The organism is Kitasatospora sp. NPDC056531, assembly GCF_042794375.1.
Taxonomy (GTDB): domain Bacteria; phylum Actinomycetota; class Actinomycetes; order Streptomycetales; family Streptomycetaceae; genus Kitasatospora.
In genome coordinates this window covers 321,407-333,932 of the sequence record NZ_JBHTTU010000001.1, presented here as the reverse complement: position 1 = coordinate 333,932, position 12,526 = coordinate 321,407, and the positions used below count along the sequence as shown (strand labels likewise).

Here is a 12,526-nt window from a genome sequence, read left to right as displayed (position 1 = left end):
GGATCTCACCCACCCGGGCTGCGGCGTTTCCTGGAAGCACCGCTTGGAAGCACCGCTCGGCGCCGACCCCCTCAGCCGAGGATCAACTGCACCGGATTGCGCTCCAGCAGCAGCACCGCGACGTCGTCGGTCAGCGCGCCGCCGTTCAGCTCCTCCACCTCGGCGATCGCGCTGTCGACCAGCCGCCCCCGGGTCAGCCCGGCGGACTGGTGGTCGGCGATGAGGTCGGCCAGCCCGTCCTGGCCGAGGCGGCGCGACCCTGCCCCGACCCGGCCCTCGATCAGTCCGTCGGTGTAGAGCAACAGTCGCCAGCCGGGCCGGAGTTCGAGCTCGTGCGCGGGCCAGGCGGCCTGCCCGTCGTGGCAGGGCAGCAGTCCGAGCGCGGGCCCGGCGAGGTCGGCGGGCAGGGAGACGGGGGCGTGGTCGCGGCCGAGCAGCAGCGGCGCCGGGTGTCCGGCGAGGTAGAGCCGGGCCCGCTCGCCGGTGCCGAGCGAGTCGAGGCCGGTGTCGGCGCCGCCGGGCTCGATGACCAGCATGCAGAGCGTCGCGAAGATCTCGTCGCTGCGCCGCTCGTGCTCCAGCACGTGCTGGAGGGTGGTGAGCAGGGCTTCGCCGGTGAGGCCGGCGAAGACCAGGGTGCGCCACGCTATCCGGAGCGCGACGCCGAGCGCGGCCTCGTCCGGGCCGTGGCCGCAGACGTCGCCGATCACGACGTGGACGGTGCCGTCGTCGGTGCGCACGGCGTCGTAGAAGTCGCCGCCGAGCAGGGCGCGGCGCCGTCCGGGGCGGTAGCGCCGGGTGAAGGAGAGCCCGGCGCCGTCCAGCAGCGGGGTGGGCAGCAGGTGGCGCTGGAGGCGGGCGTTCTCCTGGCCGCGCAGTTCGGCCTCGACCAGGCGGCGCTGGGACTCGTCGGCGCGCTTGCGTTCGACGGCGTAGCGCAGGGCGCGGGCCAGCAGCGGGCCGTCCGTGTCGTGCTTGAGCAGGAAGTCCTGGGCGCCGGCGGCGACGGCGGCCGCGCCGAGTTCGGCCCCGGCGGCGTCGGTGAGCACCACGACGGGGATGTGCGGGGCGCGCCGGAGCAGCTCGTGCAGGCCCTCCAGGCCGTCCGAGGCGTCGGACGGGTGGGGCAGGTCGGCCGGGGAGGCCAGGTCGAGCAGCACGCAGCCGAATTCGCCGCGGGTGCGCCCGCGCCGGGCGGCGGGTGAGGCCTGGGCCAGCAGTCGGGTGGCCTGGTCCAGGCCGCGGGCCCAGTGGATCTCGATCGAGGTGCCGCTGTCGGCGACCGCGGCCTTGATCAGCTGGGCGTCCGAGGCGTCGTCCTCGATGACCAGCAGCCGCAGCGGTGCGGCGCCGCCGTCGGCGGGCCCGTCACCCGGTGCCGAAACGTTTCCCACCTCGGCCAGGTGGGACGGGTGCCGCCCGCCGTGCGCGGTCCGGACCGGCTGTGACCGGGGGTGAGGCATCGGGGGAGCTGCCGTCGCCGGGCCGGTCGTTGCCGGGCGCTTACGGGCATGGCCGACGGGGGCGCCGTCATGGGCGCCCGGCAGGTCCGCGGCACCAGGTGCCCGCCCGTCTCCCGTTGCGGGCATCGGTGGTTCCTCCCTTTCCCCGACTGCGTAACGGCCGGCGTCCGTCCGCGGTGCCCGCCTGGCACCTCGCGTCGGGGAACTTCTCGCGACCATAACGTGATCTCCGGGGATTTCTTCGGCCGACCGGCGCCGTTGTGGTTATTGCCACGCCGGTGGCGGTGTGGTGATCAGACTCGGATGACGGCTCGGATCCCGTCCCGGCGGCTGCCGGGCGGGCTCGGGAAAGGGGACAGGTGATGGTGACGCGGATCACCCTGGTGGAGGGTGACATCACGGAACAGCGGGTGGACGCGGTGGTGAACGCCGCCAACTCGTCCTTGCTGGGCGGCGGCGGGGTGGACGGTGCGATCCACCGCAAGGGCGGACCGCAGATCCTGGAGGAGTGCCGTCGGCTGCGGGCCTCGCACTGGGGCAAGGGGCTGCCCACCGGGCGCGCGGTGGCGACCACGGCCGGACGGCTGCCGGCCCGGTGGGTGGTGCACACCGTCGGGCCGGTGTATCTGGCGGAGGAGTACGAGGAGCGGGCTGAGCTGCTGGCCTCCTGCTATCGCGAGTCGCTGCGCGTGGCAGCGGAGTTGGGGGCGGGCACGGTGGCCTTCCCGGCGGTGTCGGCCGGGATCTTCGGCTGGCCGCCGGCGGATGCGGCCCGGATCGCGCTCGGCACCGTCGCTCGGGTGCTGGACGGCGGTGACGCGCGCGCGGGCGCGGGGCTGGCGGAGGTGCGGTTCGTGCTGTTCGGGTCGGAGATGTGCGGGGTGTTCGAACGGGCCCTGGGGGAGCTGCTCGGCCAGGACGGCTGACGGCTGTGCGCGGTTGAGCGTGGTGGGCGCCCAGCGGCGTGTGGTGTGGTCGCTCGGCGACCTCCATCGTCGCCTGATGGGGCGTCAACACGCCAGAGATATTCGATAACTCGTTCGAGTGAATGCGGTGCGTCGCTCACCAGAACCGGGAGCAGGTCGCCCACCGGCGCTGAGGCGCGTCGCCCACCGGCGCCGGCAGCACGTCGCCCACCAGCCCTGAGGCACGGGCCCCGGCTAGGGCGCGAGCGCCGTCCAGGGCACCGTGACCTCGCCCTGCCGCCACCGCCCGCGCGCGTCCACCAGCGGCCAGCTGCCCGCCAGCGCCGTGCACGCCGCCACCCAGCGCTGCCGCGCCCCGAACGCCCCGTACGGCGCGGCCGCCGCCCAGGCCCGGTCGAAGTCGGCCAGGAAGGCGTGCACCGGCCGCCCCGGCACGTTGTGGTGGATCAGCGCCTTCGGCAGCCGTTCGGCCAGGTCGGAGGGCTGCTCCAGGCCGCCCAGCCGGGCTGCGAACGTCACTGTCCGGGGCCCCTCCGGGCCGAGCGCGACCCAGACGTGCCGTCGGCCGATCTCATCGCAGGTGCCCTCGACCAGCAGCCCGTCCGGGGCGAGCCGGGCGCACAGCCGCTCCCACACCCCGGCCACCGCCGACTCCTCGTACTGCCGCAGCACGTTGGCCGCCCGGATCAGCTGGGCCGGCGCGCCGCCGTCCAGCGGCACCTCGAAGCCGCCGCGTCGGAAGGTGAGCAGCGGCGCCTCGGCGTACGGCAGCGCGGCCGCGACCCGCTCCGGCTCGATCTCGATCCCGACCACCCGGACGTCCGGCCGCACCGTGCGCAACCGCCCGGCCAGCTCCACGGCCGTCCAGGGCGCCGCGCCGTAGCCGAGGTCGACCGCCACCGGCGGCTGCTCGGCGGCGCGCAGCGTACGGCCCAGGGTGTGCGCGATCCAGCGGTCCATCCGGCGCAGCCGGTTGGTGTTGGTGGTGCCCCGGGTGACGGTTCCCACCGGACGGCCGGTCCGCCCGCGGGCGGGCGCGGTGGTCGCGGGGTCGAAGGAGGCAGCCATGCCCAGAAGGGTAGTCGGCCCGTGCCATGACCTGGGCGGATGTCGGCCCGGTCAGGTCACCGCCCGGACCGGGAATGCCGGACGGCCGCCGCGTGGTTGGCACACTGGTGGTGATGTGTGCCCGGACGGGGCAGCGCACACCGGACATGCGGCGGCCCGTTCACGCGGACCGCCGAGACGGGCCGCACACGAGGAGGCTTCAGCCAGGTGATCCAGCACCCCGTCCGTTCGGTACGCCGTGCCCAGTCCGCCGCGCCCGCGCGCGGCCGGCTCCAGTCGCTCGTCCCGGGCCGCCGCCGTCCGCGCCGAATAGCCATGCTGAGCGTGCACACCTCGCCGCTGCACCAGCCCGGCACCGGGGACGCCGGCGGGATGAACGTCTACATCGTCGAGCTGGCCAAGCGCCTGGCCGAGCTCAACATCGAGGTCGAGGTGTTCACCCGGTCGATCTGCTCGGACGACGCGCCGACCGTCGAGCTGGCCCCGGGCGTGCTGGTGCGGCACGTCACCGCCGGGCCGTACGAGGGCCTGGTCAAGGAGGACCTGCCGGCCCAGCTGTGCGCCTTCACCCACGGGGTGCTGCGCACCGAGGCCGGCCACCGCCCCGGCCACTACGACCTGGTGCACTCGCACTACTGGCTCTCCGGGCAGGTCGGCTGGCTGGCCGCGCAGCGCTGGGGGGTGCCGCTGGTGCACACCATGCACACCATGGCGAAGGTGAAGAACGCCGCGCTGGCCGAGGGCGACACGCCCGAGCCCGCGGCCCGGGTGATCGGCGAGACCCAGGTGGTCGAGGCAGCCGATCGGCTGATCGCCAACACCACCGAGGAGGCCGCTGAGCTGGCGCTGCACTACGGCGCCAGGCCGGACCAGCTGGCCGTCGTCCACCCCGGGGTGAACCTGGACGTCTTCCGCCCCGGTGGCCCGTCGGCCGCGGCCGACGCCCGGACCCGGCTGGGCCTGCCGCAGGACGCCGCCGTGCTGCTGTTCGCCGGCCGGATCCAGCCGCTGAAGGCGCCGGACGTGCTGCTGCGGGCGGTGGCAGCGCTGCTGGAGCGCCGTCCGGAGCTGCGCGAGCGCCTGGTGGTGCCGGTGGTCGGCGGCCCGTCCGGCACCGGGCTGGCCCGGCCGGAGAGCCTGCACAAGCTGGCCGCCCAGCTGGGCATCGGCGATGTGGTGCGCTTCCACCCGCCGGTCGGCCAGGCGAGCCTCGCGGACTGGTACCGCGCGGCGACGGCCCTGGTGATGCCCTCGTACAGCGAGTCCTTCGGGCTGGTCGCGCTGGAGGCGCAGGCCTGCGGCACCCCGGTGGTGGCGGCCGCGGTCGGCGGCCTGCCGGTCGCGGTGCGGGACGGCGACTCCGGCTCCCTGGTGAACGGCCACGACCCGCTGCAGTGGGCCACCGCACTGGAGCCGTACGTGACCGACCGGGCGCTGGTGGCCCGGCGCGGCGCGGCGGCGGCCCGGCACGCGGGTGCCTTCGGCTGGGACGCCGCCGCGGCGACCACCGCCGAGGTGTACGCCGGCAGCCTGGCCCGCCCGGCCGGCCGCCTGGCCGGGGCCCGCCGCCGCCCGGCCTGACACGGGGGCGCCCGGTGCGCGGGGGCGGCTGCGCCCTGCGGGCCGCGCTCCACGGGCTGCGCTTCGCGGGTACTGGCGAGTAACGTCACCCCCATGGCAATCCGCACCAAGGACGAGGCCCTGACCCTCCTGCGCACCGCCCTGGACGACGCCGGGGTGGCCTGGGAGCCGGCCGCCGCCGACCCGTACACGCTGGTGGCGACCCTCCCGGGCACCCGCAAGCTGTCCACCACCTGCGCCCTGCGGGTCGGCGACCACACCCTGTCGGTGAACGCCTTCGTGATCCGCCGCCCGGACGAGAACCACGAGGCCGTCTACCGCTGGCTGCTGGAGCGCAACACCCGGATGTACGGCGTCGCGTACGCCGTCGACCAGCTCGGCGACGTCTACCTGGCCGGCCGCCTGCCGCTGGAGGCGCTCACCCCGCAGGCCGTGGACCGGCTGCTCGGGACGGTGCTGGAGAACGCCGACGAGCCCTTCAACACCCTGCTGGAGCTGGGCTTCGCCTCGGCGATCCGGCGCGAGTGGGAGTGGCGGACCAAGCGCGGGGAATCCACCCGCAACCTGGCCGCCTTCGCCCACCTGGCCGCCCCGAAGGCCGACTGACCTCGGCCCTCAGGCGCCCGCCGGAGCCTTCTCGGCCTCCGCCGCGGGCGCCGCCACCTCGGTCACGGCCCCGGTACGGCGCCCGGCCACGTCCGTCCGGCGGGCCAACGCCACGTACCCGAGCGCCGCGACCGTGCCGACCGCCCCGCAGACCAGCCAGAGCGCCGCCGGCCCGGCGTACTGCAGCAGCAGCCCGCCGCCCGCCGGGCCGAGCAGCGAGGCGAGCGACCAGGACAGCGAGTAGACGCCCTGGTAGCGGCCGCGCGCGTGGGTGGGCGCCAGCTCGGCGATCAGGCCCATCATCACCGGGGTGTGGAGGATCTCCCCGACGGTCCAGACGCCCACCGAGAGCGCGAACAGCCATGCCGAGGAGCCGGCCAGTGCGGCCAGCCCGAAGCCCCAGCCGGTGAGCAGGCAGCTGGCGATCAGCAGCCCGGTCCGCGAGCGGCCCTCCATCCACCGGGTGAGCGGGATCTGCAGCACCACGATCAGCAGCCCGTTCAGGCCGATGACCAGCCCGTACTCGGTGGACGTGATGCCCGAGGCGCCCATGTCCACGGCCAGCGTGGTGGAGCCCTGCTGGAAGACCAGGGCGACCAGCAGGGTCAGCCCGACCAGCGCCATGAACGGGGCGTCCCGGAGCACCGTGAGCAGGCTGGTCTTCGGCTCGGTGGCGTCGGCCGCCCGCTCGGGCGAGGCCTGCGGCTTGGTCTCCGGGATCCGGATGAAGATCACCACCGCGCAGACCAGGGTGGTGAGCGCGTCCAGCAGGAAGAGCGTGAGGTAGCCGTGGGTGGCGATCAGACCGGCCGCGGCGGCCGAGAGGCCGAAGCCGATGTTGATCGCCCAGTAGTTCAGCGAGTACGCCCGGACCCGGTCCTCGGCCGGGACGAGGTCCGCGATGATCGCCGAGGTGGGCGGCCGGGTCGCGTTGTTGCACAGGCCCACCAGGAAGGCCACCGAGGCGATCGCCACCTGGCCGTCCACGAAGCCGAGCACGGCGGTCGACACCGCGGTGCCGAGCTGGGCGGCGACCAGCGTCGGCCGGCGTCCGATCCGGTCGGTCAGCACGCCCGCGCCGACCGCCGAGATCGCCGAGCCGAGGCCGAACAGCGAGGCCACCAGTCCCGCGTAGGAGGGCGAGTACCCGCGCTCGGCGGTCAGGTAGAGCGCCAGGAACGTGACGACGAAGGATCCGAGGCGGTTCACCAGAGTGCTCACCCAGAGCCACCAGAACTGCCGCGGCAACCCGCCCACCGTCTCCCGCACCAGCCTTCGGATCCGTGGGTTGCTGACCGGGCTGACGAGCATGTGGGGGCTCCCGAGGGCAGGCGTCCGCTGAGCGGCGCGGGCAGGCCCGGTCAGCCGACGTATGTAAGCGGCAAATGTGCGGTGCACACGTTACCCACCGGACCAAGGTCCCCACCAGGGGTTTTCCGGCCCTCCATTAAGCTGGGGGCCATGGCTGACACGACGTACCGACTCATCCTGCTCCGTCACGGCGAGAGCCAGTGGAACCAGAAGAACCTGTTCACCGGTTGGGTCGACGTCGACCTCAACGAGAAGGGCGAGAAGGAGGCCGCCCGCGGCGGCGAGCTCCTGTCCGCCGAGGGTCTGCTCCCCGACGTGGTGCACACCTCGCTGCTGCGCCGCGCCATCCGCACCTCGCAGATCGCCCTGGACAAGGCCGACCGTCACTGGATCCCGGTCAGCCGCAGCTGGCGCCTGAACGAGCGGCACTACGGCGCGCTGCAGGGCAAGGACAAGGCCCAGACCCTGGCCGAGTTCGGCGAGGAGCAGTTCCAGCTGTGGCGCCGCTCCTACGACACCCCGCCGCCGGTCCTGGCCGACGACAACGAGTACTCGCAGGCCGGTGACGCCCGTTACGCCGAGATCCCGAGCGAGCTGCGTCCGCGCACCGAGTGCCTGAAGGACGTCGTCGAGCGGATGCTCCCGTACTGGTACGACGCCATCGTCCCGGACCTCGCCGCCGGCAGGACCGTCCTGGTCACCGCCCACGGCAACAGCCTGCGCGCGCTGGTCAAGCACCTCGACGGCATCTCCGACGCCGACATCGCGGGCCTGAACATCCCGACCGGCATCCCGCTGGTCTACGAGCTCGACGCCGACTTCAAGCCGGTCGTCGCCGGCGGTCGCTACCTCGACGCCGACGCCGCTGCCGCCGCCATCGAGGCGGTCAAGAACCAGGGCAAGAAGTAAGCCCGACGGCGTGAGGCCCCGCCCCCGGTTCGCCGGCGGGCGGGGCCTTCGTCGTTCAACGGGCCTGCGCGGAAGGCGAGTTGAGCTCGACCCAAAAGTGGTTCAGACCATTGACGGGTGATGGTGACGGCTCCTACTGTGAGGGCACCGGGATGGCGCAGGCATGCCAAGGATTTCCCCAGGTCCCGGGCCGCCGCACCCCCACGCGCGCGTCTGCGCCCCGGCGCACTCTCCATCCCCCACGGAGGAGCACCATGCGCACACGTCATCTGGTCGGGGCGGCCGTCGCCGCGCTGGCGATCCCGCTCACCCTGGCCTTCCCCGCCCAGTCCCACGGCTACATCACGACGCCGCCCAGCCGGGCCGCGCTCTGCGACGCGGACGCCGGCGCCGTCCCCTGGGACTGCGGCGAGATCCAGTGGGAACCGCAGAGCGTCGAGGGCCCGAAGGGCTTCCCGGTCGCCGGGCCCGCCGACGGCACCATCTGCGCCGGCGGCAACGCCCGCTTCGCCGAGCTGGACGACCCGCACGGCGGCGCCTGGCCGACCACGCCGGTGACGGCGGGTCAGCAGCTGACCTTCACCTGGACCTTCACCGCCCGGCACGCGACCACCGACTTCACGTACTACCTGACCAAGCCGGGCTACGACGCCGGCCAGCCGGTCACCCGGGACAGCCTGGACCTGACGCCCTTCCTGACCGTCCCGTACAACGGCCGGCAGGTGCCGAGCACGCTCAGCCACACCGCGACCGTCCCGAGCGGGCGCACCGGCCACCAGGTGGTCGTCGCGGTCTGGACGATTGCCGACACCGGGAACGCCTTCTACTCCTGCACCGACGTCCAGTTCTGAGGAACGGGACAAGGCGGAACAGGGCGGAGCGGAAAGGACGAGGTGCACGGCCGCCGGGCGGCCGTGCACCTCGTGACTCCTCGGCGGATGCCTCAGTGGCCGCCGCAGCAGCCGCCGTCCGCGCCGCCGCACTGGCAGGGCGCACCGGACTGGCAGCCGCAGCCGCAGCCCGGTCCGCAGCCGCAGCCGGCCGCGAGGACGGGCAGCAGCTTCGGGGCGGGTGGCTCGACGGTGTTGTGGGCGGGTGCCGGTCGGGTCGGGTTGGCCTTCATCGAGCGCTTCCCTCCTTGTGACGGGCGCACTCCTGTGCCCCCAACTATTGAGTGAAGCCGCCAACTGGAGGGAGCGTCAACAGGCGTGCAGTGGCAGGACATGCGGAGGACCGTGCGTCCGCACCACCGTCGCCACAGGTTTACTCACCCCCAGGGGTGGGAGCCGGTCACTCCGCCCCGGCGGCCTCCGCCGCCTCGGTGGCGGCCACGAACTCGGCCACGTGCTCGCCCGTCACCAGGTACACGACGCGCTTGGCGACCGACACCGCGTGGTCCGCGAAACGCTCGTAGTAGCGGCCGACCAGGGTGAGGTCGACGGCGGTCTCGATGCCGTGGTGCCAGCGCTCGTCGATCAGGTGGGACAGCAGCTCGCGGTGCAGGGAGTCGATGGCGTCGTCGTCCTGCTCCAGCTCCAGGGCCTTGGCGACGTCCTTGGTGGCGATCACCAGACCCGCCTTGGCGACCAGTCTCTGGGCGAGCTGGCCCATCTCCAGGACGGTGGAGTGCAGGTCGGAGGGCACGGCCGACTCGGGGTAGCGCATCCGCGCGACCTTGGCGACGTGCCGGGCGAGGTCCCCGCAGCGCTCCAGGTCGGCGCTCATCCGCAGCGAGGTGACCACGATGCGCAGGTCCGTGGCGACGGGCTGCTGCCGCGCGAGCAGATCGATGGCGCGGTTCTCCAGCTCGTGGTGGAGGTCGTTGACCTTCTCGTCGGCGGCGATGACGCTCTCCGCCAGTGCCAGGTCCGCGTCGAGGAGTGCGGTGGTGGCCCGGCCCATGGCCGAGCCGACCAGCCGGGCCATCTCGACCAGGCTGTCGCCGATCGAATCCAGTTCCTCGTGGTACGCGTCGCGCATGTTCTCTCCTCACTAGCTGTGTCGGTGGCGGTGCCGACCGGTCAGCCCGTCCGACCATCGTTCCGGCGTTCGGGCGACCGCTGCTGGTGGCGCGAATCGTACGCGCACACCTGAGACGACGGCCGCTGATCGGCACGCCGTTCTCTCCCACACGGGCTGCATGGCCAACTCTGTGCCGTTCGGGCGACGATGCACGGCCGGTGCGGTGAATCGGCAGCTACGTGAAGGTGAATTCTCGGCAACGCGTGGTCGATGCCTTGATCCAGCCCTTGGGGAGTGGCCTGGCCGTGCGCTTACGCTGGCCACATGGACGTGAACGTGGCCGCTGCCGCCGCCTGTGCCATAGCCGGGCTCGGCGTCGGCCTCACCGCCTCCATCGCCTTCCGCTGGAGCGAGCGCGAGCAGGCCAGGGGCAGGCACCTCAGCGGCAGGCACTACAGCCGGACCCAGGGACTGGGAACCGGCAACCCGGAACCCCCTTTGCCGCCGGGGGTCGACACCGTACTCTCCGTGCTCCGTTCCTGCGCGATCGTGCTGGGCGAGGGCGACGAGGTGGTCAAGGCCAGCTCGGCGGCGTACGCGATGGGCCTGGTGCGTGGCGGCGCGGTCGCCGTGGACCAGATGCTCGCGCTGGCCCGCGCCACCCGCCGGGACGGCGAGATCCGGCAGGTCGAGCTGGACGTGCCCCGCCCCGGCGCGGCCCGCGCGGTCGAGCCGCTCGCGGTGTCCGTCCGGGTCGCCCCGCTGGGCTCCCGGCTGGTGCTGGTGCTGGTCGAGGACCAGACCGAGCGCCGCCGGGTGGAGGCCGTCCGCCGGGACTTCGTGGCCAACGTCAGCCATGAGCTCAAGACCCCGGTCGGCGCCCTGTCGCTGCTCTCCGAGGCGGTCGCCGACGCGTCCGACGACCCGGAGGCGGTGCAGCGCTTCGCCGGCCGGATGCAGGTCGAGGCGACCCGCCTGGCCAGCCTGGTGCAGGAGATCATCGACCTCTCCCGGGTCCAGGACGACCGGCTGATGGTCGACCCGGAGCCGGTCGCGGTGGACGAGCTGATCGCCGAGGCGATCGACCGCTGCCGCCAGCAGGCCGCCGCCAAGCAGATCCTGATCTCGGCCGGCGGCATCGCCGGGCTCTACCTGCACGGCAACCGCGGCCAGCTCGCCGCCGCGCTCGGCAACCTGGTGGAGAACGCCGTCAACTACAGCCCGCCCCGCACCCGGGTGGCGATCGCCACCCGCCGGATCTCCAGCGCCGCGGCGCTCGGCGAGGCGGACGGCGAGCTGATCGAGATATCGGTGACCGACCAGGGCATCGGCATCTCCGAGAAGGACCGCGAGCGGGTCTTCGAACGCTTCTACCGGGTCGACCCGGCCCGCTCCCGGCAGACCGGTGGCACCGGCCTCGGTCTGTCCATCGTCAAGCACGTCGCCGCCTCGCACGGCGGCACCGTCTCGGTGTGGAGCGTCGAGGGCCAGGGTTCGACCTTCACCATCCGCCTGCCCGCCGGACAGGTGCCCGCCGACGACGACCTCGACGACGGCCTGCTCGGAGACGACCTGGACGACGAGGCGCTCGCCGACGCCGCCACCGGCACCGACGCCACTGGCGACGCCGCCCCCGCCGACGACTTCGACGACGAGCCCGGCGACCACACCGCCGGGCCCGCGGCCGCACCCCGAACCCTCACCACGGACCGTCCGCACGGCACGGCCCGTTCGCTCCCCGCCGGGGAGCGGGAAGAACCCCTGACAACCGCAACCAAGCTTGCCCCGGAGGCCCGATCGTGACCCGAGTACTGGTGGTCGAGGACGAGGAGTCGTTCAGCGACGCCCTCTCGTACATGCTCCGCAAGGAGGGCTTCGAGGTGGCCGTCGCCGCCACCGGCCCCGACGCCCTGGAGCAGTTCGAACGCAATGGCGCGGACCTCGTCCTGCTCGACCTGATGCTGCCGGGCCTGCCGGGCACCGAGGTCTGCCGCCAGCTCCGGGTGCGCTCCAACGTCCCGGTGATCATGGTGACCGCCAAGGACAGCGAGATCGACAAGGTCGTCGGGCTGGAGATAGGCGCTGACGACTACGTCACGAAGCCGTACTCCACCCGTGAGCTGGTCGCCCGGATCCGCGCGGTGCTGCGCCGCCGCGGCGAGGACGGCGGCGCGGGCGAGAACGGCGGCGGCCCGGGCGCCCTGGAGGCGGGCCCGGTCCGGATGGACGTGGACCGGCACGTGGTGACCGTGGACGGCGCCAAGGTCGACCTGCCGCTCAAGGAGTTCGACCTGCTGGAGATGCTGCTGCGCAACGCGGGCCGGGTGCTCACCCGCATGCAGCTGATCGACCGGGTCTGGGGCGCGGACTACGTCGGCGACACCAAGACCCTGGACGTCCACGTGAAGCGCCTGCGGGCCAAGATCGAGCCCGACCCGGGCGCGCCGCGCTACCTGGTCACCGTCCGCGGCCTGGGCTACAAGTTCGAGCCGTAAGCCGTAAGCCGTAGACCGCGGCGACGCCCGTACGCGGAAGGCCCCCACCGGCATCAGCCGGAGGGGGCCTTCCGCGTAGCCGCCTCCCCCGAGGCCCCGAAAAAACCCCCAAAAGGCGCCCCCCCCACCCCCCGATCTCCCAACAATCCCCCCCAACGCGCCCCCCGCCCCCCCGCCCGTCTCCCCATCCCCATCTTCTCCCCCC

Annotated in this window: 12 protein-coding genes; 7 read left to right on the top strand and 5 right to left on the bottom strand. The window is 73.6% G+C overall.

What is annotated here, in order from left to right:
- Positions 1-71: 71 nt before the first annotated feature.
- Entirely contained in the window at positions 72-1,589 is a 1,518-nt protein-coding gene (locus ACFQ87_RS01675) for a SpoIIE family protein phosphatase (protein ID WP_380608524.1), read from the bottom strand.
- 236 nt (positions 1,590-1,825) lie between these two features.
- Here ACFQ87_RS01675 and ACFQ87_RS01670 point away from each other — a divergent pair, with 236 nt between their 5' ends.
- On the top strand, positions 1,826-2,389 hold the full coding sequence (locus ACFQ87_RS01670; RefSeq protein ID WP_380608523.1) for an O-acetyl-ADP-ribose deacetylase: 564 nt from the start codon (positions 1,826-1,828) through the stop codon (positions 2,387-2,389).
- A gap of 234 nt (positions 2,390-2,623) precedes the next feature.
- Here the strand turns inward: ACFQ87_RS01670 and ACFQ87_RS01665 are convergent, their stop codons facing one another.
- Positions 2,624-3,457: a class I SAM-dependent methyltransferase gene (locus ACFQ87_RS01665; protein WP_380608522.1), complete on the bottom strand. Its 834-nt coding sequence runs from the start codon at positions 3,455-3,457 to the stop codon at positions 2,624-2,626.
- 207 nt (positions 3,458-3,664) lie between these two features.
- Between ACFQ87_RS01665 and mshA the strand changes: the two genes are divergently transcribed.
- Together mshA and ACFQ87_RS01655 are read left to right on the top strand one after the other, a co-directional pair.
- Positions 3,665-5,038: a D-inositol-3-phosphate glycosyltransferase gene (mshA, locus tag ACFQ87_RS01660; protein ID WP_380608521.1), complete on the top strand. Its 1,374-nt coding sequence runs from the start codon at positions 3,665-3,667 to the stop codon at positions 5,036-5,038.
- A gap of 93 nt (positions 5,039-5,131) precedes the next feature.
- Positions 5,132-5,644: a YbjN domain-containing protein gene (locus ACFQ87_RS01655; protein WP_380608520.1), complete on the top strand. Its 513-nt coding sequence runs from the start codon at positions 5,132-5,134 to the stop codon at positions 5,642-5,644.
- A gap of 9 nt (positions 5,645-5,653) precedes the next feature.
- Here the strand turns inward: ACFQ87_RS01655 and ACFQ87_RS01650 are convergent, their stop codons facing one another.
- Positions 5,654-6,955 carry an MDR family MFS transporter gene (locus tag ACFQ87_RS01650; RefSeq protein WP_380608518.1) on the bottom strand — a complete coding sequence of 434 codons (1,302 nt, stop codon included), beginning with the start codon at positions 6,953-6,955 and terminating at the stop codon, positions 5,654-5,656.
- Between the two features lie 150 nt (positions 6,956-7,105).
- Here ACFQ87_RS01650 and ACFQ87_RS01645 point away from each other — a divergent pair, with 150 nt between their 5' ends.
- Together ACFQ87_RS01645 and ACFQ87_RS01640 are read left to right on the top strand one after the other, a co-directional pair.
- On the top strand, positions 7,106-7,864 hold the full coding sequence (locus ACFQ87_RS01645) for a phosphoglyceromutase (protein ID WP_380608517.1): 759 nt from the start codon (positions 7,106-7,108) through the stop codon (positions 7,862-7,864).
- A gap of 254 nt (positions 7,865-8,118) precedes the next feature.
- Entirely contained in the window at positions 8,119-8,715 is a 597-nt protein-coding gene (locus tag ACFQ87_RS01640) for a lytic polysaccharide monooxygenase (RefSeq protein WP_380608516.1), read from the top strand.
- Between the two features lie 92 nt (positions 8,716-8,807).
- On the opposite strand, the gene ACFQ87_RS01635 is transcribed toward ACFQ87_RS01640, so the two are convergent.
- Positions 8,808-8,987, bottom strand: a complete 180-nt coding sequence (locus tag ACFQ87_RS01635; RefSeq protein ID WP_380608515.1) for a hypothetical protein — start codon at positions 8,985-8,987, stop codon at positions 8,808-8,810.
- Between the two features lie 167 nt (positions 8,988-9,154).
- Positions 9,155-9,844: a phosphate signaling complex protein PhoU gene (gene phoU, locus ACFQ87_RS01630; RefSeq protein ID WP_380608513.1), complete on the bottom strand. Its 690-nt coding sequence runs from the start codon at positions 9,842-9,844 to the stop codon at positions 9,155-9,157.
- A gap of 306 nt (positions 9,845-10,150) precedes the next feature.
- Between phoU and ACFQ87_RS01625 the strand changes: the two genes are divergently transcribed.
- Both ACFQ87_RS01625 and ACFQ87_RS01620 read left to right on the top strand, forming a co-directional pair.
- Positions 10,151-11,629, top strand: a complete 1,479-nt coding sequence (locus ACFQ87_RS01625; protein ID WP_380608512.1) for a sensor histidine kinase — start codon at positions 10,151-10,153, stop codon at positions 11,627-11,629.
- Positions 11,626-12,321: a response regulator transcription factor gene (locus tag ACFQ87_RS01620; RefSeq protein ID WP_030061050.1), complete on the top strand. Its 696-nt coding sequence runs from the start codon at positions 11,626-11,628 to the stop codon at positions 12,319-12,321. The genes ACFQ87_RS01625 and ACFQ87_RS01620 overlap by 4 nt, the downstream gene beginning before the upstream one ends.
- The last annotated feature ends 205 nt before the right edge of the window (positions 12,322-12,526 follow it).

Coding starts and splice junctions, on each gene's coding strand:
- ACFQ87_RS01645 (WP_380608517.1), top strand. CDS start 7,106: ATGGCTGACACGACGTACCGACTCATCCTGCTCCGTCACGGCGAGAGC.
- ACFQ87_RS01640 (WP_380608516.1), top strand. CDS start 8,119: ATGCGCACACGTCATCTGGTCGGGGCGGCCGTCGCCGCGCTGGCGATC.
- ACFQ87_RS01635 (WP_380608515.1), bottom strand. CDS start 8,987: ATGAAGGCCAACCCGACCCGACCGGCACCCGCCCACAACACCGTCGAG.
- ACFQ87_RS01665 (WP_380608522.1), bottom strand. CDS start 3,457: ATGGCTGCCTCCTTCGACCCCGCGACCACCGCGCCCGCCCGCGGGCGG.
- ACFQ87_RS01675 (WP_380608524.1), bottom strand. CDS start 1,589: ATGCCCGCAACGGGAGACGGGCGGGCACCTGGTGCCGCGGACCTGCCG.
- ACFQ87_RS01650 (WP_380608518.1), bottom strand. CDS start 6,955: ATGCTCGTCAGCCCGGTCAGCAACCCACGGATCCGAAGGCTGGTGCGG.
- ACFQ87_RS01625 (WP_380608512.1), top strand. CDS start 10,151: ATGGACGTGAACGTGGCCGCTGCCGCCGCCTGTGCCATAGCCGGGCTC.
- ACFQ87_RS01655 (WP_380608520.1), top strand. CDS start 5,132: ATGGCAATCCGCACCAAGGACGAGGCCCTGACCCTCCTGCGCACCGCC.
- ACFQ87_RS01670 (WP_380608523.1), top strand. CDS start 1,826: ATGGTGACGCGGATCACCCTGGTGGAGGGTGACATCACGGAACAGCGG.
- phoU (WP_380608513.1), bottom strand. CDS start 9,844: ATGCGCGACGCGTACCACGAGGAACTGGATTCGATCGGCGACAGCCTG.